Here is a 21,521-nt window from a genome sequence, read left to right as displayed (position 1 = left end):
CCGGTCCCGCCGTCACCACCTCGACCGCTGACTCCCGAGTCACCGCCCGCGCCGCCGGCGCCGCCGCCGGCGAATCCGGCGGCACTACTGGCCTCGCCGCCCGTACCTCCCTTGCCGCCGTTGCCGGAGACCAGTCCACCCCGTCCACCGGTGCCGCCCGCGCCGCCGCTGGCGGTGCCGCCGCCGCTGAAGGCCACGCCGCCGTCGCCGCCCGCGCCGCCGGTTCCCGAAACCAGGCCGCCGTTGCCTCCGTTGCCGCCCCGTCCGCCGTTCGCCGGTCCGCCGGCCACGACGCTCAGTGACCCGGTGCCGCCCTTGCCGCCGTTGCCGAACAGTCCGGCGTTGCCGCCGTTGCCGCCGTACCCACCGCGGGTGCCGCTCGCCCCGTCGCCTCCGTTGCCGAGCAGCAGCCCGCCGTTGCCACCGTTCTGGCCAGGCAGCAACCCGGGTCCGCCGTTGCCGACGAGCAAGCCGCCGTTCTGGCCCGGCGCTCCGTTGGAGACGAAGACCGCGTACATCGAGCCGACGACGTCGCCGAATGCCGGGCCCGGAGTGATGGCGGCCTGGTTCGGCGCGGCCGCCGCCGCGTCCCCGACGTCGGCGGCCGTCGGGCCGGCCAGCACGGTGGGGACGAACTTGTTCGGTCCGGTGGGCGCGGTGTCACGGCGGTGGAACTCGGCCGCGGGCGGCGCGTCGGCGTGGGCCTCGGTCGCCGCGGCCGACAGCGCGGTGGGCTGCACGCTCGGCTGAATGCTTGCCACGAGTGTCGGTACGTGGACGTGCGGAGTCGCGACGGTCCCGCTCCCCGCCGTCGTGACGTCGGGTCCGACGGACGGCGGAGCCCCCGTGGCTCCCGTGGCCGACGTGGTGGCGGCCAGCATTCCCGTCGCAATCACGGCCGTGAACAAGGACTTTCGTGGAGCACTGGTCATTGCTGAAGATCTCCCGGATCGATTCGTGGCCGTGGCGGCTGGACGCCTGTACCACGGGTCGCGCAGTCGTAAACATACGTTTACCAAATGCGGACCGCATTTGCCAAAATCGAGCCTGGCGTCAGTTTTCCGTCGCCGTCAGGTCGTCGCGGTGCGCCGCATCAGCGACAGCACCACCGCGGCGGTGGCGAACAGTCCCGAGAAGACCCGGTTGAGGATGGTCTGCTGCCGCGGAGTGTGCAGCCACTCGACGAGTCGCACCGCGAGGCCGGTGTAGAGCCCCATCACGACGAGGTCCACCGCGACCATCGTCACTGCGATCGTCAGATACTGCGGGAGCAACGGCGCCGTCGGCACCACGAACTGAGGCAGGACCGCCAGGAAGAACACCAGGCTCTTGGGGTTGGTGGCGTTGACCAGGAAACCTCTGGTGAACAATCCGAGGCGGCCGCCGTCGACGACCGTGCCAATCTGGGCGCGGAGGTCGGTCTTCACCGAACGCCATTGCCGCACGGCCAAATACACCAGGTAGAACACGCCGATCCACTTCACCACGTTGAACGCGACGATCGAGCTGGCGACCGAGGCGCCAAGCCCGACGGCGACCAACGCGAGTTGAAGCATCAGCCCCATCTCCATGCCGGCGATGCTCCAGTAGCCACGCCGCACCCCGTGAGTCATGCCGGTGGCCATCGCCTGGATGGCGCCCGCGCCGGGGGAGACGGCGATCAGGATCGCGGCGACGACGAACGCGAGCCACATCTCGAGCGTCATCGGCGCCTACGCGATGTCGGCGACGAAGGTGCCCTGGCGCTTGGCCAACATCCGGGGGATGCGCGGAAGCGTGGCGTCGACGGTGCCGACGGGCAGCACCCGGGGATTCACCAGGTGTAGGTCCTTGCGGCCCACGCGGATGTCCGCCTCGCCCGCGGCGAGCACGTTCTTGACCCAGTTCGTCTTGCCGTGGATCAGCCCGATCGCCAGCACGTTGCCCTTGCGGTACGCGGTGACGATGGTTTCGTACTCGGTGCCGGAGGTGCGGCCGCGGTGCGAGATCACCGCAAAGCCGGGCATCCGCTTCGAGAGCGGCCGCAGCAGCGGGTTGACGTACTTGATCTGAAAGCGCTCGAGCCAGACCGGCACGAGCATCGGCACGCCGGGGGCGTCGTTGGGGTGGTCCTTGCGCGGAACGGACGGTGACATGGCGGCTCCCGAGTCGTGGATCGTCTGCCCTGGAGCGTAAACCGCCGGCGCCTACGACGAAGCGGGAGCCGACCCGGTGGTCGGCTCCCGCCCGTCCTACCTCACTCCTGGGTCAGTCGGAGCTGCCACCCGACGAGCTGGCGTTGCTCTGGCCTGCGCCGCTGGGCGAGCCGGTGCCGGTCTGGCCACTGGCGCCGGAGCTGCCACCGAATCCGGCGTTGCCGCCTGCGCCGCCTGCGCCGCCGGTGCCCACGCCGGGTGCCGCACCCGTCGCGGTGCCCTTGCCGCCGTTGCCGCCGGTTCCACCCGGGGAGAAGAAGCCCGCGTTGCCGCCGGCACCACCGGTACCGCCGTTGGCGTTGTTGCCTCCGCCGCCGGTCGAGGTGGCGTTGCCGCCGTTGCCGCCGGTACCACCGCCACCTAGCGGGTTGGTACGACCGCCGGTGCCGCCGTTGCCGCCGTTGCCCGTGCCGTTGAGGCCCGTCGCAGCGCCCGCGCCACCCTGGCCGCCGGAACCGCCGTTGCCCGCGAAGGTTCCGCCACCGGCGCCGCCGTTGCCGCCGGTGGCGATTCCCGAGAGGCCCGTGCTGGTTGCACCGCCGCCGAGGCCACCGGTGCCGCCGTTGCCGATCGTGCTGGAGCCAGCGGTGCCACCCGTGCCGCCCGCCGTCGCGCCCGTCGTACCGGTGGCCGCGCCACCCGCACCGCCAGCGCCGCCGGATCCGACGATCCCGGACTGACCACCGGTGCCACCGTTACCGGCGGTACCCGCGCCGAGCGGGTTGTTGGCGTCGCCGCCGCCGCCGCCCTGGCCGCCGCTACCTGCGAGGAAGGCGCCGTTGCCGGCGTTGCCGCCGGCACCGCCCGGGTCGGCGGTAGCGCTGGAACCGCCATTGCCGCCGTTTCCGCCGTTTCCGAGCCCAATGCCGGCATTGCCGCCCTGTCCGCCCGCACCGGGTGCGGTGCCGACGTCGACGCCGACGACGCTGATGCCAATACCGTTGGCGCCGTTACCGCCGCTGCCGGCGTCGCCGGCGATCAGGCCGCCGTTGCCGCCCCGACCGCCGTTGGCGGAGATCCCGAGAATGCTCACGTCGATGAGGCCCGCGCCACCCCGACCGCCGTTGCCGATGAGACCGGCGTTGCCGCCGGCACCGCCGCCGATGGCGCCGGCACCGCCGCTGCCGAAGAAGAAGCCACCGTTGCCGCCGGCTTGGCCCGGGAGAAGCCCGGCAGCCCCGTCACCCGCGAACAGACCGCCGCTGTCACCGGGGAACAGGCCGTCGCCGATCAATCCGAACGTCAGCAACTTGAGACCGGGAATGTCGGGGAACACTCCACCGCCGCCGCTGGGCGGCGTCGGGTTGGCGCTGTTGCCGATCAGCAGGCTGGTGCCGCCACCGGTGACCGGAAGCGCCAAGGCTGTGACCGTCGGCGCGAACAGGCATCCCGAAATTGGGGTGGTGCAGGTGCTTGCTGCGTTCACCACGGGATTGGTGTCCGCCGACGCCGTACCGATGCCCGCGGCCCCGGCCACGCCGAACATGGCGGCCGCCATCGCACCGCCGACGACGGCCACACCCGCCGCGCGCTGTGTCGTTTTCTTGGCTTGAGCTCGCCTGGCCGTGACCGACGCGCGATGCCGACCTGCCGTGTTTACTGTGGTCATTTTGTAAATCCCCTTCAACGCAGCCGGAATACAGCTTCCGGCAGTTGCCGTTCCGCGCCGAGCGACGCGTGCTGAACATCGCCGAGGGCTGCCACGTCCCGCCCTCGCCGCGACTTAACCGCGGACCCCCTTGCCCCCAAGCCCATTCCGACTGCGGCCATGCTGCTCAAGCCGACGACAAGCTAACAGTTGCCGAGGAGATCGCGTCAATGATTTTCGATAATTCCGTAGAAACGTCATTTTTGTTTGCTGGGAGCTCGCTGGAAGCCTTTCAAGATCATTACGGTCATATTTCATGATCAATATCGTCCGACCGTTTGACGGCTCGCTGAACAATCGAAATAGCCGATGAATACGGACGTCCGTCGTTATGATTCGCGCCATGCCGGAGACCTCCAAGACTGCGCCGACGCCCAGTGCCCGACGAGTAGCTGGCCCCAGCCACGGCTCCCCTGCAGATCGCACTCGACCGGCGCTGGCGGTCGTGGGCGTCGTCGCGCTGCTGGCACTTGGGCTGGCCATCTGGGCGCTCCTGCGGCCGACGCCGCAGTCCTCGTCCGTGACGGCGGCCGCGCCCACCTACACCGACGCCCAGCAAGCTGCCGCCAAGTCGAAGGTTTGCGCAGCGCACGGCTTGGTTCGCGTGGGAGTCAACGTGAACACGAACCTGCAACCGCCGGGTGGGCCGGATGACGCGGTGGGGGCACTGGCCGCTGCGGCGAATGCCCGAGTGGCGCTCGGGGGCGGCGGGCAGTACCTGTTGGCCAACCTGGATCCGGCGACGCCGCAACCCGTGGCCGACGCGGTACGACCGTTCGCGCTCAAGCTCATGGACATCGGCGCCGCGGCCACGGCGGGGATCCCCAACACCGATCCCCAGCAAGCCGCGCGCCTGCAGGATGCCGACAAGATGAACACCGAGATCGCCAACCTGTGTAAGTAGGCCGCCCGCCGGTGGGACGCGATTTTCAAAGCGCTGGACCCATCAGGGACAATTGGCGCAATGGTCACCATTCAGATGTCCCGCATCGATCTGCGCGGCGAGCGGCTCTCCACCGCCCGGTTGCGCGCCGTGCTGCCACGCGGCGGGGTCGACGTCGACGCGGTGGTGCCGAAGGTGCGTCCCATCGTCGACGCGGTCGTCGAGCGCGGCGCCGAGGCCGCCCTCGAGTACGGCAAGACGTTTGACGGGGTGGCGCCCGAGACCGTCCGGGTGCCCCGGGCGGCGCTGGACTCGGCGCTGGCCGAGCTCGACCCCGACGTCCGCACCGCCCTCGAGGTCGCGATCGAGCGGACCAGGGCGGTGCACGCCGACCAGCGTCGCACCGACGCCACGACGACACTGGCGCCCGGCGCGACCGTCACCGAGCGCTGGGTGCCGGTGGAGAGGGTCGGACTCTACGTGCCCGGCGGCAACGCCGTGTATCCGTCGAGCGTCGTGATGAACGTCGTCCCCGCCCAGATCGCCGGGGTGGACTCCCTCGTCGTCGCGAGCCCGCCGCAGGCGGAGTTCGGCGGGCTGCCGCACCCGACCATCCTCGCCGCCGCCCGACTGCTCGGGGTCGACGAGGTGTGGGCCGTCGGCGGCGCGCAGGGCGTGGCCCTGCTGGCCTACGGCGGCACCGACACCGACGGCGCCGAGTTGGCGCCCGTCGACATGATCACCGGCCCCGGCAACATCTACGTCACCGCCGCCAAGCGCATCTGCCGCTCGCAGGTCGGCATTGACTCCGAGGCGGGGCCGACGGAGATCGCCATCCTCGCCGACCACTCGGCCGATCCGGTCCACGTCGCCGCCGATCTGATCAGCCAGGCCGAGCACGACGAGATGGCCGCCTCGGTCCTGGTCACCACCAGCACCGAGTTGGCCGACGCCACCGACGCCGAGCTCGCCAGGCAACTGCCGACCACCGTGCACCGAGAGCGCGTCACCGCCGCGTTGACCGGACGCCAGTCAGCCATCGTGCTGGTCGACGATCTCGACGCGGGACTGCGGACGGTCAACGCCTACGCCGCCGAACACCTGGAGATCCAGACGGTGGACGCGTCGGCCGTCGCGGCCCGGGTGCGCTCGGCCGGCGCCGTCTTCGTCGGTCCCTGGTCACCGGTCAGCCTCGGCGACTACTGCGCCGGCTCCAACCACGTGCTGCCCACCGCGGGATGCGCCCGGCACTCCAGCGGCCTGTCGGTGCAGACGTTCCTGCGCGGCATCCACGTCGTCGACTACTCGGAGGCGGCCTTGAAGGACGTCGCGGGGTACGTCGTCACCCTGGCCAACGCCGAGAATCTGCCGGCACATGGCGAGGCCGTCCGACGGAGGTTCGAGAAGTGACGGAGACCGCGCGCAAGATCGGCCTGGACGACCTGCCGCTGCGGGACGACCTGCGCGGAAAGTCGCCGTACGGCGCACCGCAGCTGTCGGTTCCGGTGCGGCTCAACACCAACGAGAATCCCCACCCGCCGACGCAGGCGCTCGTCGACGACGTCGCGGCCTCGGTCCGCGATGCCGCAGCCGATCTGCACCGGTACCCCGATCGTGACGCGGTGCTGCTGCGCACCGACCTGGCCGAGTACCTCACCGCCCAGACCGGCGTCGACCTGACGACCGCGAACCTGTGGGCAGCCAACGGCTCGAACGAGATTCTGCAGCAACTGCTTCAGGCGTTCGGCGGCCCCGGCCGCACCGCGCTGGGCTTCGTCCCGTCCTACTCGATGCACCCGATCATCTCCGACGGCACGCAGACCGAGTGGTTGCAGGCCAGCCGGTCCGAGGACTTCGGCCTCGACGTCGGCGTCGCCGTGGCGGCCGTCACCGAGGAGCGGCCCGACGTCGTGTTCCTCGCCAGCCCCAACAACCCGTCCGGCCAGAGCGTCGCACTCGACGACCTGCGCCGGTTGTTGGAGGTCGCCCCGGGCATCGTCATCGTCGACGAGGCGTACGGCGAGTTCTCGTCGCAGCCAAGCGCCGTCGAATTGCTCGCGGAGTTCCCGGCCACGCTGATCGTCACCCGCACCATGAGCAAGGCGTTCGCGTTCGCGGGCGGCCGCCTCGGCTATCTGGTCGCCGATCCGGCCGTGATCGACGCGCTGCTGCTGGTGCGGCTGCCGTACCACCTGTCGTCGCTCACCCAGGCCGCCGCGCGTGCGGCGCTGCGGCACGCCGACGACACTCTCGGCAGCGTCGCACGTCTGATCGCCGAGCGCGACCGCGTGTCGAAGGCGTTGACGGACATGGGTTTCCGCGTCATCCCCAGTGACGCCAACTTCATCCTGTTCGGGGAGTTCGCCGACGCACCCCGGGCCTGGCAACGGTACCTCGAGGCGGGCGTGCTCATCAGGGACGTCGGGATCCCCGGTTTTCTGCGCGCCACCACCGGCCTGGTCGACGAGAACGACGTGTTGCTCGACACCAGCGCGGACCTCGCCGAGTCCGAACTCACCTCATCCGCCGACAGCAGCCCCGTAGGAGCCCCATGACCACCCCGGCGCCACGCCGTGCCCGCGTCGAACGCACGACCAAGGAATCCGACATCGTCGTCGAGCTGAACCTCGACGGCACCGGTCAGGTCGACATCGCCACCGGCGTCCCGTTCTACGACCACATGCTCACCTCCTTGGGCACCCATGCCAGTTTCGACCTGTTGGTGCACGCCACCGGCGACGTGGACATCGAGGCGCACCACACCGTGGAGGACTCGGCCATCGTGCTCGGCCAGGCCCTCGGCGAGGCGCTGGGCGCCAAGAAGGGCATCCGGCGCTTCGGTGACGCGTTCATCCCCATGGACGAGACGCTGGCGCACGCGTCGGTCGACGTGTCGGGCCGGCCGTACTGCGTGCACACCGGTGAGCCGGAGTACATGGTGCACAGCACGATTGCGGGTAGCTCGGTGCCGTACCACACCGTGATCAACCGGCACGTGTTCGAGTCGTTGGCGATGAACGCGCGGATCGCACTACACGTGCGCACGCTGTACGGGCGGGATCCGCACCACATCACCGAGGCTCAGTACAAGGCGGTCGCCCGTGCACTGCGTCAGGCCGTCGAGCCCGATCCGCGGGTGTCGGGCGTGCCGTCGACGAAGGGGAGTTTGTGACGACGAAAGTCGTTGTCCTCGACTATGGTTCGGGCAACCTCCGGTCGGCCCAGCGCGCCCTGGAACGCACCGGTGCCGAGGTCGAGGTGACCTCGGACCCCGCCGCGGCCGCCGCCGCCGACGGCTTGGTGGTCCCCGGCGTCGGCGCCTACGAGGCGTGCATGACGGGTCTGCGCGCGGTCGACGGCGACCGAATCGTCGCCGACCGCCTGGCCAAGGGCCATCCGGTGCTCGGCATCTGCGTCGGCATGCAGATCCTCTTCAGCCGCGGTGTCGAATTCGGCGTGGAGAGCGTCGGCTGCGGTCAGTGGCCCGGTTCGGTGGTACGCCTGGATGCCCCCGTCGTCCCGCACATGGGGTGGAACGTCGTGGCCGCACCGCCGGACAGCACGCTCTTCGCGGGGTTGGACGCCGACACCCGGTTCTACTTCGTGCATTCGTATGCCGCCCAGAAGTGGGAGGGCGACCCCGGCGCGCGGCTGACGTGGGCGACGCATCACGTGCCGTTCCTGGCGGCAGTGGAGGACGGCGCGCTGTGCGCCACACAGTTTCATCCGGAGAAGAGTGGCGACGCGGGCGCGACGCTGCTCGCCAATTGGGTCGAGGGGCTCTCGTGACACACGCACCACTGATTCTTCTGCCTGCCGTCGACGTGGTCGACGGCAAGGCGGTCCGCCTGGTGCAGGGCGTGGCGGGTAGCGAAACCGACTACGGCTCCGCGCTCGACGCGGCGATGCAGTGGCAGACCGACGGCGCCGAATGGATCCACCTCGTCGACCTTGACGCTGCCTTCGGCCGCGGCTCCAACCGCGAACTGCTCGCCGACGTCATCGCGAAGCTGGACGTCGCCGTGGAGCTCTCCGGCGGCATCCGGGACGACGAGTCGCTGACCGCCGCGCTCGACGCCGGGTGCGCCCGAGTCAATCTCGGCACCGCCGCCCTGGAGAATCCGCAGTGGTGCGCACGGGTGATGGCCGAGCACGGCGACAAGGTCGCCGTCGGTCTCGACGTCAAGCTCGAGAACGGGCAGTACCGGCTTCGCGGGCGCGGATGGGAGACCGACGGCGGTGATCTGTGGCCGGTGCTCGAGCGGCTCGACGCCGAGGGCTGTTCGCGTTTCGTCGTCACCGACGTCACCAAGGACGGCACGCTGAACGGTCCGAACCTCGAGCTGCTGGCCGGTGTCGCCGAACGCACCGACGCGCCCGTCATCGCCTCCGGCGGAGTGTCGAGCCTCGACGACCTGCGGGCCATCGCCACCCTGACCGGCGCCGGCGTCGAGGGCGCCATCGTCGGAAAGGCGTTGTACGCCGGGCGGTTCACGCTTCCCGAGGCGCTCGCCGCGGTGAGTCGGTAGACCGGGATGGCATTGGACGACGCCGACCTCAGAGGACTCGTCGCCGAGGCGTCGGTGATCCTCGACGCCGCGGCCAAGCCCTTCGTCGCGGGTCACCGTGCGCAGTCGGCGGTGCGGAAGCAGGGCAACGACTTCGCGACCGAGGTCGACCTGGCCATCGAGCGGCAGGTCGTGCAGGCGCTGGAGACGGCCACCGGCATCGGCGTGCACGGTGAGGAATTCGGGGGCGCCCCAATCGACTCGCACCTGGTGTGGGTGCTCGACCCCATCGACGGCACGTTCAACTACGCCGCCGGCCTGCCGACGGCGGCGATCCTGCTCGGGCTGCTACGGGACGGCGTGCCGGTCGCCGGGCTCACCTGGCTGCCGTTCAGCGACGTCCGCTACACGGCCATCGTGGGAGAGCCGTTGTACGCCAACGGCATTGCGCAACCCGCCCTCAAGACCGCCGAGCTGAGCGACTCGATCGTGGGCGTCGGCACGTTCAACGTCGACTCGCGGGGCACGTTCCCCGGCCGGTATCGGGTGGCGGTGCTCGAACAGTTGAGCCGCAGATGCTCGCGCATCCGAATGCACGGGTCGACGGGAATCGACCTGGCGTACACGGGCGCCGGCGTGCTGGGCGGCGCCATCAGCTTCGGCCATCACGTGTGGGATCACGCCGCCGGGGTGGCCCTGGTCCGCGCGGCCGGTGGCGTCGTCACCGATCTCGCCGGCGAGGACTGGACGCCCACGTCGCGCTCGGCGCTGGCCGGGGTGCCCAGCGTGCACGCCCGGATCTTGGAGATCGCGGCGGCGGTCGGTTCGCCGGGGGAGTACTGAGCATGGACGTCGCAGTCCGCGTCATCCCCTGCCTCGACGTCGACGACGGCCGGGTGGTCAAGGGCGTCAACTTCGAAAATCTAAGGGATGCAGGCGATCCCGTCGAGCTTGCGGCGGTCTACGACGCCGAGGGCGCCGACGAGCTGACCTTCCTCGACGTGACGGCGTCCTCGGCGGGCCGCTCGACGATGCTCGACGTGGTCCGGCGCACGGCCGAGCAGGTGTTCATCCCGCTGACCGTCGGCGGCGGGGTGCGCTCCGTCGCCGACGTCGACGTGCTGCTGCGCGCGGGAGCCGACAAGGTGTCGGTCAACACCGCCGCCATCGCTCGCCCCGAGCTGCTGGCCGAACTGTCCCGGCAGTTCGGATCGCAGTGCATCGTGCTCTCCGTCGACGCCCGCACCGTGCCGGCGGGTTCGCAGCCGACGCCGTCGGGTTGGGAGGTCACCACTCACGGCGGGCGGCGCGGCACGGGGATCGACGCCGTCGAATGGGCCCGGCGCGGTGCCGAACTCGGGGTCGGCGAGATTCTCCTCAACTCGATGGACGCCGACGGCACCAAGGCCGGCTTCGACCTGGCGATGCTGCGCGCGGTGCGGGCGGCGGTGACCGTTCCGGTGATTGCCAGCGGCGGCGCGGGCGCGGTCGACCACTTCGCCCCCGCCGTCGAGGCCGGTGCCGATGCGGTGTTGGCGGCCACCATCTTTCACTTCAAGGAACTCACCATCGGCCAGGTGAAGGCGGCGATGGCGGCAGAAGGGATCGTGGTGCGATGACACTCGACGAATCGATCGCGACGCGACTCAAGCGCGACGCGAACGGTCTGTTCGCCGCGGTGGCCCAGGAGCGCGGCACCGGCCAGGTGCTGATGGTCGCGTGGATGGACGACGACGCGCTGGCCCACACCCTGGCGACCCGCAGGGCGACCTACTATTCGCGTTCGCGCGGCGAGCAGTGGGTCAAGGGCGAGACCTCGGGTCACACGCAGTACGTGCACTCCGTGCGCCTCGACTGTGACGGTGACACCGTGCTGCTCGAGGTCGACCAGGTTGGTGCGGCATGCCACACCGGCGAGCACACCTGCTTCGACGCCGACCAACTCCTGGCGCCGGAGAGCTAACCGCGGTCGTCCGGCCTGGTCATGTCGAACATTGCCGCCGGGGTGATCTCGGCGTAGGCGGCGGGCCCACCGGCGCGCAGGATCGGCCGGGCCCCAGCCGTGTCGTACACGCCGTCGACCAGCAGGTGCCGGTCGATGTGCGCGGCGACCACCTGGCCGAGCACCAGCCACGTCGGCACGGTCTGCCCGTCGGTGTCGCGCAGCTGAATCAGTTGTGTCAGTCGGCATTCGAAGTTGACCGGGCTCTCCAGCACGCGGGGCGGCGCGATCGTCGTCGACGGGACGGCAGTCAGGCCGCCGGCCGCGAACTCGTCTCCGTCGGCAGGCAGCGACGCCGACGTCTCGTTCATCTTCTCGGCCAGGGACGCCGTCGCCAGGTTCCAGACGAATTCGCCGGTGGCCTCGACGTTGGCGACGGTGTCCTTCCACCCGATCGACGAGAACCCGATGATCGCCGGCCGGTAGTTGAACGCGTTGAAGAAGCTGTAGGGCGCCAGGTTGGGCACGCCGTCGGCGCTGATCGAGGAGATCCAGCCGATCGGTCGCGGTCCGATGATGGCGTTGAGCGGATCGTGGGGCAGTCCCGTGCCGTCTTCGGTCAGGTAATGGTGTGCGTCGTGCCGGGCCATCGAGGTCAGACCTCCATCCGGATCGCCTTGGCGCGGGCGGTCCATCGGCCGTCGTCGTAGCCGACCTGAACGGGGTGGGAGAACGCCGCAGTGACGTTGTCGGTGGTGACCGTCTCGCGCGCCGGACCGCTGGCCACGGTTCGGCCCTCGGCAATCAGCAGCGCGTGCGTCGTCGTCGTCGGAAGCTCCTCGAGGTGGTGCGTCACCAGGATCGACGCCACCTCGGGATGGGCCTGGCCCAGCGAGTCGACGGTCTCCAGCAGCTGCTCACGCGCGGCGACGTCCAGGCCGGTCGACGGCTCGTCGAGCAACAGCAGACGCGGGCCCGCGATCAACGCCCGCGCGATCAAGGTCCGGCCCCGCTCACCTTGGGACAGCGTCGGCCACGTGCTGTCGGCGATTCGGGTCAGTCCGACCGTGTCGACCATCGCCTCGGCGCGTTCGAGCTCGTCGGCGGTGGGCGTCCAGCGCATGGGCAGGTCGTTGGTTCCGGTGATGCCGGTGAGCACCACCTCGCGGACGGTCCGCGGGTGCTGCAGCCGGTGACGCGGGTTGACGTGCCCGATGGACCGTCGCAGTACCGCGAGGTCGGTTCGGCCCATCTGCTCGCCGAGCACGCGGACGCTGCCGGAGCTGGGGAAGGTGATGGCGCCGCAGAAGCCCAGCAGCGTGCTCTTGCCCGCGCCGTTGGGACCCAGCAGCGCCCAGTGCTCACCTTCGCGAACGGTCAGCGAGATACCGTCGATGATCTGCTTTCCGTCGCGGCGGAACGTTACGTCGTCAAGTTGCAGAACGGGTTTCACCGGGAACGCAGCACCTCGAGCGCCTTGTCCGCATGGGTGTCCATGCTGACTTCGCTGGCGATCACGTCGAGCACCCTGCGGTCGGTGTCGATCACGAACGTGGTCCGCTTCACCGGCATCAGCTTGCCGAGCAACCCGCGCTTGACGCCGAACTGCGTCGCCACCGCGCCGTCGGCGTCCGACAGCAGCGGGTAGTCGAACTTCTGCGCTTGCGCGAACTTCGCCTGCTTGTCGACGGCGTCGGTGGAGATGCCGACGCGACTGGCCCCCACCGAGGCGAATTCCGACGCCAGGTCGCGAAAGTGGCACGCTTCCTTGGTGCACCCCGGCGTCATCGCCGCGGGATAGAAGAACAACACGATCGGACCGTCGGCCAGCAGGCTCGTCAGACTGCGAACGGTGCCGGTCTGATCGGGGAGTTCGAACTCGGCAACCTCGTCACCACGCTTCATGGCCGCCTACGCTACGCCCGCGTCCTCGACGCCGTCTGGGAGGATTGTCCCGTGCTCGCTCATGCCGACCTGGCCACCACCACCTCACGCGAGGACTTCCGGGCGCTGGCCGCCGACCACCGCGTGGTCCCCGTCACCCGAAAGGTGCTCGCGGACAGCGAGACGCCGCTGTCCGCGTACCGCAAGCTCGCGGCCAACCGACCTGGAACGTTCCTGTTGGAGTCCGCCGAGAACGGCCGCTCCTGGTCGCGGTGGTCGTTCATCGGCGCCGGCGCCCCGTCCGCGCTCACGGTGCGCGACGACCAGGCGGTGTGGCTCGGTGTCACCCCCCAAGGCGCTCCCACCGGCGGTGACCCGTTGGAGGCGCTGCGCGCCACCCTGGAGGTGCTCTCCACGGCGGCGCTGCCCGGGCTGCCGCCGCTGTCCAGCGGGCTCGTCGGGTTCTTCGCCTACGACATGGTGCGACGGCTGGAACGCCTGCCCGCACTCGCGGTCGACGACTTGGCGCTTCCGGACATGCTGCTGCTCTTGGCCACCGACATCGCCGCCGTCGACCACCACGAGGGCACCATCACGCTGATCGCCAACGCGGTCAACTGGAACGGCACCGACGAACACGTCGACCAGGCCTACGACGACGCCGTGGGCCGACTCGACGTGATGACCGCCGCGCTCGGCGAACCGCTGTCCTCGGCGGTGGCGACGTTCAGCAGACCCGCACCGCAGCACCGGGCCCAGCGCACGGTCGAGGAGTACACGGCGATCGTGGAGAAGCTCGTCGGCGACATCGAGGCCGGCGAGGCCTTCCAGGTGGTGCCGTCGCAGCGCTTCGAGATGGACACCGCGGCCGACCCGATCGACGTCTACCGGATGTTGCGGGCGACGAACCCCAGCCCGTACATGTATCTGCTGAACGTCCCGAATGCGGCTGGGGAACTTGACTTCTCGATCGTCGGGTCCAGCCCGGAGGCGCTGGTCACCGTGCAGGACGGCAAGGCGACGACCCATCCGATCGCAGGCACCCGCTGGCGGGGCGCCACCGAGGAGGAAGACGTCCTGCTCGAGAAGGAACTGCAGGCCGACGAGAAGGAACGCGCCGAGCACCTGATGCTGGTCGACCTCGGCCGCAACGATCTGGGTCGGGTCTGCGTCCCGGGCACCGTCCGCGTCGAGGACTACAGCCACATCGAGCGGTACAGCCACGTGATGCACCTGGTGTCGACCGTGACCGGCCAGCTCGCCGACGGCAAGACCGCGCTCGACGCCGTCACCGCCTGCTTCCCGGCGGGGACGCTCTCCGGCGCCCCGAAGGTGCGCGCGATGGAGCTCATCGAGGAGGTCGAGAAGACCCGCCGCGGTCTGTACGGCGGCGTTCTCGGATATCTCGACTTCGCCGGCAACGCCGACTTCGCGATCGCCATCAGGACGGCTCTGATGCGCGACGGCACGGCCTACGTGCAGGCCGGCGGCGGCGTGGTCGCCGATTCCAACGGCCCCTACGAGTTCAACGAGGCCGCCAGCAAGGCGCGTGCGGTTCTGAACGCGATCGCGGCGGCGGAAACCCTGACGACGCCATGACCCGCGCCGCGCAACTGCTGCTGGTCGTCTCGGCGTTGGCGCTGTGGGTGGCGTCCCGGATGACGTGGGTCGACGTGACCTCGTTCGACGGGCTCGGTCAGCCGAAGTCGACGTCGCTGAACGGCGCGACGTGGTCGACGGCACTGGTGCCGCTGGCCCTGGTGGCACTGGCTGCGGCCGTCGCCGTGCTCGCCGTGCGGGGGTGGGTGCTGCGACTCGTCGGCGGCCTGGTCGCGGTCGCGACCGTCGGCATGGGGTACCTGGGCATCGGGTTGTGGGTCGTCCCCGACGTCGCGGCCCGCGCCGCCGATCTCGCGCAGATCCCGGTGACCGCGCTGATCGACACCCAACGCCACCACACCGGGGCGGTCGTGACGCTGGTGGCCGCGGTGTGCGCGCTGGCCGGTGCCGTGCTGCTGGTGCGGTCGGCGGCAGTGGCCAAGAGCGGCGCGAAGGACCCGGGGAAGTATCTGGCGCCGGCGGCGAAACGCGAGGCCGCGCGGCGGGAGACTCCCGAGGACGGCTTGTCGGAACGAATGATCTGGGATGCGCTCGACGAGGGCCGCGACCCGACGTCTCCGGACAACGAGGGGCGGTGACAGCCCGTGCGGCGCTGGCGACTACCCTTCGTGGAAGTGATTACGTGGGTACTTCCGCAGGGCGTGAAGGGAAGCGACGGCTGATGAGTTCGGGGACCGTGCTCGACTCCATCATCGAGGGAGTTCGCGTCGACGCAGCCGCACGCGAGGCCGTGGTCAGCTTCGTCGAGGTGAAGCAACGCGCAAAGGACGCCCGTCCGGCGCTGGACGTTCTGGCCGCGCTGCGCACCGACGGCATCGGCGTCATCGCAGAGGTCAAGCGGGCCAGCCCGTCGCGTGGCGCGCTCGCCACCATCTCCGATCCGGCCGAACTGGCCAAGGCCTACCAGGACGGCGGAGCCAGGGTCATCAGCGTCCTCACCGAGGAGCGCCGGTTCCACGGCTCGCTCGACGACCTCGACGCCGTGCGGGCGGCGGTGACGATTCCCGTGCTGCGCAAGGACTTCATCGTCGGTCCCTACCAAATCCACGAGGCCCGCGCCCACGGCGCCGACATGCTGCTGCTGATCGTCGCCGCCCTGGAGCAGTCGGCCCTGGTGTCGATGATCGACCGGACCGAGTCGCTCGGCATGACCGCGCTCGTCGAGGTGCACACCGAGGAAGAAGCCGACCGCGCACTGCAGGCCGGCGCTCGCGTCATCGGGGTCAACGCCCGTGACTTGAAGACCCTCGAGGTGGATCGGGATTGCTTCCCGCGCATCGCGCCCGGGCTGCCCTCCAACGTCATCCGCATCGCCGAGTCCGGCGTCCGGGGTACCGCGGATCTGCTCGCGTACGCCGGCGCAGGAGCCGATGCCGTCCTCGTCGGCGAAGGCCTGGTCACCAGTGGTGACCCCCGCAGTGCCGTCGCCGACCTCGTCACCGCAGGCACGCACCCGTCCTGCCCGAAACCCTCGCGCTGAGCTAGTGGGAGATCTCGTAGGCCCAGAGCTGCCGCGTTCCAGCGCAGCCGTCGCCGAACCATCGACACACGAACCCGACGCCAAGGGCCACTTCGGTACCTACGGCGGACGTTTGGTGCCAGAAGCACTGATGGCCGTCATCGAAGAGGTCACCGCGGCCTACGAGAAGGTCAGGACCGATCAGGCCTTCCTCGACGAGCTCGACCGTCTGCAGCGCCACTACACCGGGCGGCCGTCGCCGCTCTACGAGGCGAAGCGGCTCAGCGAGCATGCCGGCGGTGCCCGGGTGTTCCTCAAGCGGGAAGACCTGAACCACACGGGTTCCCACAAGATCAACAACGCCCTCGGGCAGGGACTGCTCGCCAAGCAGATGGGCAAGACCCGCGTCATCGCCGAGACCGGAGCCGGCCAGCACGGCGTGGCCACCGCTACCGCGTGTGCGCTGCTCGGTCTGACGTGCGTGATCTACATGGGCTCGGTCGACATTGCCAGGCAAGCTCTCAACGTCGCCAGGATGCGCCTGCTGGGCGCCGAGGTGGTGTCCGTCGAATCCGGCTCGAAGTCGTTGAAGGACGCCATCAACGAGACCTTCCGTGACTGGGTCGCCCACGCCGACGACACGTACTACAGCTTCGGCACGGCCGCCGGTCCCCACCCGTTCCCGACCATGGTGCGCGACTTCCAGCGCGTGATCGGCATGGAGGCGCGGGCACAGATCCTGGATCAGGCGGGGCGGCTGCCCGACGCGGTCACGGCCTGCATCGGCGGCGGCTCGAACGCCATCGGCGTGTTCCACGCCTTCATCGACGATCCCGGCGTGCGTCTGGTCGGCTATGAGGCGGCCGGCGACGGCGTCGAGACCGGCCGGCATGCGGCCACCTTCACCGGCGGCTCACCCGGCGCGTTCCAGGGCTCGTTCTCCTACCTGTTGCAGGACGAGGACGGTCAGACCATCGAATCGCATTCGATCTCAGCAGGTCTGGACTATCCCGGAGTCGGCCCCGAACACGCATACCTGAAGGACCTCGGGCGCGCGGTCTACCGTCCGATCACCGACACCCAGGCGATGGACGCGTTCGCGCTGCTGTGCCGCACGGAGGGCATCATCCCGGCCATCGAATCCGCTCACGCCATCGCAGGCACCCTCGAACTGGGCCGCGAGCTCGGTCCCGGCGCCGTCATCGTGGTCAACCTGTCCGGCCGCGGCGACAAGGACGTCGCGACGGCGGCCAAGTGGTTCGGCCTGCTCGACGAGCAGGAGGCGGCGCTGTGACGGCCCACGGGTTGTCCGACGTCTTCGCCACCTGCCGCGCCGAAGACCGATCCGCACTCATCGGCTACTTGCCCACGGGCTTTCCCGACGTCGCCACCTCCATTTCGGCGATGACGGCGATGGTCGAATCGGGTTGCGACATCATCGAAGTCGGCGTCGCGTACTCCGACCCCGGAATGGACGGTCCCACCATCGCCGCCGCCACCGAGGTGGCCCTGCGCAACGGCGTGCGCGTGCGCGACGCCTTGGCCGCGGTCGAGGCGATCAGCAACGCCGGTGGCAACGCCGTCGTCATGACCTATTGGAATCCCGTGCTGCGGTGGGGAGTGGACGCGTTCGCCCGCGATCTCGCGTCGGCTGGCGGGCTCGGACTCATCACGCCCGACCTCATTCCCGACGAGGCCGAGGAGTGGATTCAGGTGTCGGACGCCCACGGTCTCGATCGCATCTTCCTGGTGGCGCCGTCGTCGACGCCGGAGCGTTTGGCGTCCACGACGTCGGTGTCGCGCGGATTCGTCTACGCCGCGTCCACGATGGGTGTCACCGGTGCCCGCGACGCAGTGTCGGATGCGGCGCCGGAGTTGGTGCGGCGCGTCCGCGAGATCTCGGACATCCCGGTCGGCGTCGGGCTCGGGGTGCGCTCGCGTGAGCAGGCCGCCGAGATCGGTTCCTATGCCGACGGCGTGATCGTGGGTTCTGCGCTGGTAACGGCGCTGACCGACGGGATCCCCGCGGTACGAGCGCTGACCGAGGAACTCGCCGAGGGTGTGCGACAGAGGATTTCCGCGTGACGACAACCGTTCTGGCCTACATTCCCAGTCCGTCGCAGGGGGTGTGGCACCTCTTCGGCGTGCTTCCCATTCGGGCGTACGCGCTGTGCATCATCGCCGGCATCGTCGCGGCCCTGGTGATCGGCGATCGCCGCTGGGAGGCGCGCGGAGGTGAGCGCGGAGTCATCTACGACATCGCGCTGTGGGCGGTGCCGTTCGGGCTGATCGGTGGCCGGCTGTATCACGTGATGACCGACTGGCCGAAGTACTTCGGTGCCGACGGTGCGGGTTTCCTTGCCGCGCTGCGCATCTGGGACGGCGGTCTCGGCATCTGGGGCGCGGTGGCCCTCGGTGGCGTCGGTGCGTGGATTGCGTGTCGTCGGCGGGGGATCCCGTTGCCCGCCTTTGGCGACGCGATCGCACCCGGCATCGTGCTGGCGCAGGCGATCGGCCGGTTCGGCAACTACTTCAACCAGGAACTGTATGGCCGCGAGACGGACCTGCCCTGGGGCCTGACGATCTACGACCGGTTGGATCCGTCCGGCGTGATCAGCCCGCACTCGCTCGACGGTGTGTCGACGGGCCAGGTCTACGCCGTCGTCCACCCGACCTTCCTGTACGAACTCTTGTGGAACCTGCTGGTCTTCGCGGTCCTGCTGTGGGCGGATCGCCGGTTCAAGCTGGGCCACGGCCGCCTGTTCGCTTTGTACGTCGCCGGCTACTGCGTTGGTCGATTCTGGGTCGAGCTGATGCGCAGCGACACCGCCTCGCTGATCGCGGGGATCCGCGTCAACACGTTCACCTCGACGTTCGTGTTCATCGGTGCGGTGATCTACATCATGGTCGCGACCAAGGGTCGCGAGGACCCGGCGTCGCTGCGCGGGAAGGACGCCGACAGCTCTCTGGTCGACGACATCGGTGAAGAACTGGTGGCCGTTGCCGCCACGTCGGGTGTGGTCGCCGCGGCGAAGGTTGCCGGTGACGAGGACAAGGCAGCCACCAAGTTCACGGGTGGCGCGGACACCGAGTCGGAGGCCGCCGCGGAGGCGGAGGACCTGACCGAGCAGGTGGAGACAGCGCCGTCGGAGGACATCGCCGAGGCCGAAGCCTTCGCCGAGGCGGGCGCCAAGGCCGAGGAGCACCGCGAAGCCGGCTTGGGCTCGGTGGAGGGTGACGAGGCCGTCGAAGCCGAGCTGGGCGCGGTCGAAGCCCACGAGGCGGCGGTCGACGGAGCCGCTGAGGCCGAAGCCCTCGCCGAGGCCGTGGCCGACGAGGGCCATGACGACTCCGCCACCGCTCCCGAGGACGGCCTCGGCTCAGTCGAGGGCGACGAAGTCACCGCCGCACAAGCCGACGCCGCCGACGTCCACGACGCCGCCGTCGAGGGCACCGCATCCGCCGAAGCCGCTGCCGCTGACACGGCGACCGAGGCCACACACGACGAGTCCACCGCCGCCCCCGAAGACGGCCTCGGCTCGGTCGAAGGCGACGAAGTCACCGCCGCACAAGCCGACGCCGCCGAAGTCCACCACGCCGCCGTCGAAGGCACCGCCTCCGCCGAAGCCGCTACCGACGACACCACCGCCGCCCCCGAAGACGGCCTCGGCTCCGTCGAAGGCGACGAAGTCACCGCCGCACAAGCCGACGCCGCCCAGGTCCACGACGCCGCGGTCAAGGGCACCGCATCCGCCGAAGCCGCTACCGACGACACCACCGCCGCCCCCGAAGACGGCCTCGGCTCCGTCGAGGGCGACGAAGTCACCGCCGCACAAGCCGACGCCGCCGAAGTCCACGACGCCGCCCTCGACGGCACCGCATCCGCCGAAGCCGCTACCGACGACACCACCGCCGCCCCCGAAGACGGCCTCGGCTCAGTCGAAGGCGACGAAGTCGACGCCGCACAGGCCGACGCCGCCGAAGCCGCTGCCGTAGCCGATGACACCACGGCCGATCCCGAGGACGGCCTCGGCTCCGTCGAAGGCGACGAAGTCACCGCCGCACAAGCCGACGCCGCCGACGTCCACGACGCCGCCGTCAAGGGCACCACATCCGCCGAAGCCGCCACCGACGACACCACCGCCGCTCCCGAGGACGGCCTCGGCTCAGTCGAAGGCGACGAAGTCACCGCCGCGCAAGCCGACGCCGCCCAGGTCCACCACGCCGCCGTCGAAGGCACCGCATCCGCCGAAGCCGCCACCGACGAGTCCACCGCCGCTCCCGAGGACGGCCTCGGCTCCGTCGAGGGCGACGAAGTCGACGCCGCACAGGCCGACGCCGCACAGGCCGACGCCGCCGAAGCCGCTGACACCACGACCGACAACTCCACCGCCGACCCCGAGGACGGCCTCGGCTCCGTCGAAGGCGACGAAGTCGAGGCTGCACAGGCCGACGCCGCCGAGGTCCACGACGCCGCGGTCGAGGGCACCGCATCTGCCGAAGCCGCTGCGGCGGACGCTACCTCCGACGACTCCACCACCGACCCCGAGGACGGCCTGGGCTCCGTCGAAGGCGACGAAGTCACCGCCGCACAAGCCGACGCCGCCGAGGTCCACGACGCCGCCGTCGAAGGCACCGCATCTGCTGAAGCTTCCCCGAAGAAGCCAAGCATCCCGACACAGGACCCCGTCAAGACGCCTCGGCGACGTTGGTGGAAGCGGAGCTAGCCGCATTCCGGCTTAGAACGGCGGGGGCGACTCGTCATCCGGAGGATGATCGCCTCGAGATTCGACTTCATCCATCCCGGGTTCAGACTCTTGGTTGAGTTCGCGTTCGCGTTGGATGCGTCTGGCGCGGTCTTGGGCGCGGGTGGTCGTGCGCCGCGGCATGGTCAGACCCGACGCGTGACGTGCTGGAACGCCGCTCACCTGAACCGTTCTGGTGGGATGGGACAGTTCGGGGAACAGTAGTCGGCTGCCCGGTGTGGTGATGTGGGTGCGGCCGTCGGGTGCGGTCCACACGATGGTGCCGTCGTCGAGTTGGGTTTCGCACCAACCGTTCTCGCCGCTCCAGAAGGTTTTCAGCAAGTGGTGTCGACGGCATAGGCATTTCAGGTTGGACGCCGCCGTCGGCCCGCAGGGCCACGGGATGCCATGGTCGACGTCGCAGTGGGTGGCTGGCACGCGGCAGCCCGGGAAGCGGCACGTCAGGTCGCGGCAGCGGACGAAGTCGGCCAACTTCTTTGAGGGTCGGTAGCGGGGTTCCGGTGGGGCTTGCCCGGGGTGCACGATCGCGGTGATCGTCGCCCCGACCGTGGCGCGGCAGGCGATCGCCCCGGGCAGGAACTGCCCACCCATCATCGCCGCCGGCCGCCGCCGGCCG

The 21,521-nt window shown here is 70.1% G+C and carries 22 protein-coding genes and 1 pseudogene; 15 read left to right on the top strand and 8 right to left on the bottom strand.

Annotated features, from left to right (window positions below; all coding sequences use genetic code 11):
- From H7J06_RS08205 to H7J06_RS08190, 4 genes and pseudogenes are all read right to left on the bottom strand, one after another.
- Nucleotides 1-932, bottom strand: a pseudogene (locus H7J06_RS08205) (PGRS repeat-containing protein); the annotation flags it as partial.
- Nucleotides 933-1,070: 138 nt separating this feature from the next.
- Complete coding sequence (locus tag H7J06_RS08200) at nucleotides 1,071-1,706, bottom strand: LysE family transporter (protein ID WP_264038238.1); 636 nt, start codon at nucleotides 1,704-1,706, stop codon at nucleotides 1,071-1,073.
- Nucleotides 1,707-1,712: 6 nt separating this feature from the next.
- Nucleotides 1,713-2,135 carry a nitroreductase family deazaflavin-dependent oxidoreductase gene (locus tag H7J06_RS08195; protein ID WP_264038236.1) on the bottom strand — a complete coding sequence of 141 codons (423 nt, stop codon included), beginning with the start codon at nucleotides 2,133-2,135 and terminating at the stop codon, nucleotides 1,713-1,715.
- 112 nt (nucleotides 2,136-2,247) lie between these two features.
- The gene (locus H7J06_RS08190) at nucleotides 2,248-3,804 is read right to left on the bottom strand and encodes a PE family protein (RefSeq protein ID WP_264038235.1); all 1,557 of its coding nucleotides are present in this window, start codon (nucleotides 3,802-3,804) and stop codon (nucleotides 2,248-2,250) included.
- A 382-nt stretch (nucleotides 3,805-4,186) separates the two neighbouring features.
- On the opposite strand from H7J06_RS08190, the gene H7J06_RS08185 reads away from it, so the two are divergent.
- From H7J06_RS08185 to hisI, 9 genes are read left to right on the top strand one after another with little or no spacing between them, the layout of a single operon-like run.
- Nucleotides 4,187-4,747, top strand: coding sequence for a hypothetical protein (locus H7J06_RS08185; RefSeq protein ID WP_264038234.1), 561 nt, complete (start codon nucleotides 4,187-4,189; stop codon nucleotides 4,745-4,747).
- Between the two features lie 60 nt (nucleotides 4,748-4,807).
- A complete protein-coding gene (gene hisD, locus H7J06_RS08180; protein ID WP_275079140.1) occupies nucleotides 4,808-6,136 on the top strand; it encodes a histidinol dehydrogenase in 1,329 nt (442 codons plus the stop codon).
- Nucleotides 6,133-7,281: a histidinol-phosphate transaminase gene (locus tag H7J06_RS08175; protein ID WP_264038233.1), complete on the top strand. Its 1,149-nt coding sequence runs from the start codon at nucleotides 6,133-6,135 to the stop codon at nucleotides 7,279-7,281. Before hisD ends, H7J06_RS08175 begins: the two co-directional genes overlap by 4 nt.
- Nucleotides 7,278-7,898, top strand: a complete 621-nt coding sequence (gene hisB / locus H7J06_RS08170) for an imidazoleglycerol-phosphate dehydratase HisB (RefSeq protein WP_264038232.1) — start codon at nucleotides 7,278-7,280, stop codon at nucleotides 7,896-7,898. Before H7J06_RS08175 ends, hisB begins: the two co-directional genes overlap by 4 nt.
- Nucleotides 7,895-8,515, top strand: coding sequence for an imidazole glycerol phosphate synthase subunit HisH (gene hisH, locus H7J06_RS08165; protein WP_264038231.1), 621 nt, complete (start codon nucleotides 7,895-7,897; stop codon nucleotides 8,513-8,515). The genes hisB and hisH overlap by 4 nt, the downstream gene beginning before the upstream one ends.
- A complete protein-coding gene (gene priA / locus H7J06_RS08160; protein WP_264038229.1) occupies nucleotides 8,512-9,255 on the top strand; it encodes a bifunctional 1-(5-phosphoribosyl)-5-((5-phosphoribosylamino)methylideneamino)imidazole-4-carboxamide isomerase/phosphoribosylanthranilate isomerase PriA in 744 nt (247 codons plus the stop codon). Before hisH ends, priA begins: the two co-directional genes overlap by 4 nt.
- A 6-nt stretch (nucleotides 9,256-9,261) precedes the next feature.
- The gene (locus H7J06_RS08155) at nucleotides 9,262-10,077 is read left to right on the top strand and encodes an inositol monophosphatase family protein (RefSeq protein ID WP_264038228.1); all 816 of its coding nucleotides are present in this window, start codon (nucleotides 9,262-9,264) and stop codon (nucleotides 10,075-10,077) included.
- Between the two features lie 2 nt (nucleotides 10,078-10,079).
- Entirely contained in the window at nucleotides 10,080-10,853 is a 774-nt protein-coding gene (hisF, locus tag H7J06_RS08150) for an imidazole glycerol phosphate synthase subunit HisF (protein ID WP_264038227.1), read from the top strand.
- Nucleotides 10,850-11,197, top strand: a complete 348-nt coding sequence (gene hisI, locus H7J06_RS08145) for a phosphoribosyl-AMP cyclohydrolase (RefSeq protein ID WP_264038226.1) — start codon at nucleotides 10,850-10,852, stop codon at nucleotides 11,195-11,197. The genes hisF and hisI overlap by 4 nt, the downstream gene beginning before the upstream one ends.
- Here the strand turns inward: hisI and H7J06_RS08140 are convergent.
- The 3 genes from H7J06_RS08140 to H7J06_RS08130 are packed head-to-tail and all read right to left on the bottom strand — an operon-like array spanning nucleotide 11,194 to nucleotide 13,081.
- A complete protein-coding gene (locus H7J06_RS08140) occupies nucleotides 11,194-11,826 on the bottom strand; it encodes a flavin reductase family protein (protein ID WP_264038225.1) in 633 nt (210 codons plus the stop codon). The genes hisI and H7J06_RS08140 overlap by 4 nt on opposite strands.
- A 5-nt stretch (nucleotides 11,827-11,831) precedes the next feature.
- Nucleotides 11,832-12,629: an ABC transporter ATP-binding protein gene (locus tag H7J06_RS08135; RefSeq protein WP_264038224.1), complete on the bottom strand. Its 798-nt coding sequence runs from the start codon at nucleotides 12,627-12,629 to the stop codon at nucleotides 11,832-11,834.
- Entirely contained in the window at nucleotides 12,626-13,081 is a 456-nt protein-coding gene (locus H7J06_RS08130) for a peroxiredoxin (RefSeq protein ID WP_264038222.1), read from the bottom strand. The genes H7J06_RS08135 and H7J06_RS08130 overlap by 4 nt, the downstream gene beginning before the upstream one ends.
- A gap of 51 nt (nucleotides 13,082-13,132) precedes the next feature.
- Between H7J06_RS08130 and H7J06_RS08125 the strand changes: the two genes are divergently transcribed.
- From H7J06_RS08125 to lgt, 6 genes are all read left to right on the top strand, one after another.
- Entirely contained in the window at nucleotides 13,133-14,659 is a 1,527-nt protein-coding gene (locus H7J06_RS08125) for an anthranilate synthase component I (protein WP_264038221.1), read from the top strand.
- A complete protein-coding gene (locus tag H7J06_RS08120) occupies nucleotides 14,656-15,258 on the top strand; it encodes a TIGR02234 family membrane protein (protein ID WP_264038220.1) in 603 nt (200 codons plus the stop codon). The genes H7J06_RS08125 and H7J06_RS08120 overlap by 4 nt, the downstream gene beginning before the upstream one ends.
- Before the next feature lie 83 nt (nucleotides 15,259-15,341).
- Nucleotides 15,342-16,160: an indole-3-glycerol phosphate synthase TrpC gene (gene trpC, locus H7J06_RS08115; RefSeq protein WP_264038219.1), complete on the top strand. Its 819-nt coding sequence runs from the start codon at nucleotides 15,342-15,344 to the stop codon at nucleotides 16,158-16,160.
- 4 nt (nucleotides 16,161-16,164) lie between these two features.
- The gene (gene trpB, locus H7J06_RS08110; protein ID WP_264038218.1) at nucleotides 16,165-17,433 is read left to right on the top strand and encodes a tryptophan synthase subunit beta; all 1,269 of its coding nucleotides are present in this window, start codon (nucleotides 16,165-16,167) and stop codon (nucleotides 17,431-17,433) included.
- Nucleotides 17,430-18,224: a tryptophan synthase subunit alpha gene (gene trpA, locus H7J06_RS08105; protein WP_264038217.1), complete on the top strand. Its 795-nt coding sequence runs from the start codon at nucleotides 17,430-17,432 to the stop codon at nucleotides 18,222-18,224. Before trpB ends, trpA begins: the two co-directional genes overlap by 4 nt.
- Nucleotides 18,221-20,866, top strand: a complete 2,646-nt coding sequence (gene lgt / locus H7J06_RS08100) for a prolipoprotein diacylglyceryl transferase (protein ID WP_264038216.1) — start codon at nucleotides 18,221-18,223, stop codon at nucleotides 20,864-20,866. The genes trpA and lgt overlap by 4 nt, the downstream gene beginning before the upstream one ends.
- Nucleotides 20,867-20,878: 12 nt before the next feature.
- Here lgt and H7J06_RS08095 read toward each other — a convergent pair.
- Nucleotides 20,879-21,521, bottom strand: a 643-nt coding sequence (locus tag H7J06_RS08095) for an HNH endonuclease signature motif containing protein (protein ID WP_264038215.1), incomplete at its 5' end; no start/stop codon positions are given.

It is taken from the genome of Mycolicibacterium hodleri (assembly GCF_025822245.1).
In the GTDB taxonomy this organism is placed as follows: Bacteria; Actinomycetota; Actinomycetes; order Mycobacteriales; family Mycobacteriaceae; genus Mycobacterium; species Mycobacterium hodleri.
The sequence above is the reverse complement of the archived record's forward strand: the minus strand, read 5'-3'. Positions and strand labels throughout refer to the sequence as shown.

Bases quoted from the DNA above. Each gene is read 5' to 3' on its own strand.
- hisF (WP_264038227.1), top strand. From the start codon at position 10,080: ATGGACGTCGCAGTCCGCGTCATCCCCTGCCTCGACGTCGACGACGGC.
- H7J06_RS08155 (WP_264038228.1), top strand. From the start codon at position 9,262: ATGGCATTGGACGACGCCGACCTCAGAGGACTCGTCGCCGAGGCGTCG.
- hisI (WP_264038226.1), top strand. From the start codon at position 10,850: ATGACACTCGACGAATCGATCGCGACGCGACTCAAGCGCGACGCGAAC.
- trpC (WP_264038219.1), top strand. From the start codon at position 15,342: ATGAGTTCGGGGACCGTGCTCGACTCCATCATCGAGGGAGTTCGCGTC.
- H7J06_RS08185 (WP_264038234.1), top strand. From the start codon at position 4,187: ATGCCGGAGACCTCCAAGACTGCGCCGACGCCCAGTGCCCGACGAGTA.
- H7J06_RS08195 (WP_264038236.1), bottom strand. From the start codon at position 2,135: ATGTCACCGTCCGTTCCGCGCAAGGACCACCCCAACGACGCCCCCGGC.
- H7J06_RS08190 (WP_264038235.1), bottom strand. From the start codon at position 3,804: ATGACCACAGTAAACACGGCAGGTCGGCATCGCGCGTCGGTCACGGCC.
- H7J06_RS08140 (WP_264038225.1), bottom strand. From the start codon at position 11,826: ATGGCCCGGCACGACGCACACCATTACCTGACCGAAGACGGCACGGGA.
- H7J06_RS08120 (WP_264038220.1), top strand. From the start codon at position 14,656: ATGACCCGCGCCGCGCAACTGCTGCTGGTCGTCTCGGCGTTGGCGCTG.
- hisB (WP_264038232.1), top strand. From the start codon at position 7,278: ATGACCACCCCGGCGCCACGCCGTGCCCGCGTCGAACGCACGACCAAG.
- H7J06_RS08200 (WP_264038238.1), bottom strand. From the start codon at position 1,706: ATGACGCTCGAGATGTGGCTCGCGTTCGTCGTCGCCGCGATCCTGATC.
- H7J06_RS08130 (WP_264038222.1), bottom strand. From the start codon at position 13,081: ATGAAGCGTGGTGACGAGGTTGCCGAGTTCGAACTCCCCGATCAGACC.
- hisD (WP_275079140.1), top strand. From the start codon at position 4,808: ATGGTCACCATTCAGATGTCCCGCATCGATCTGCGCGGCGAGCGGCTC.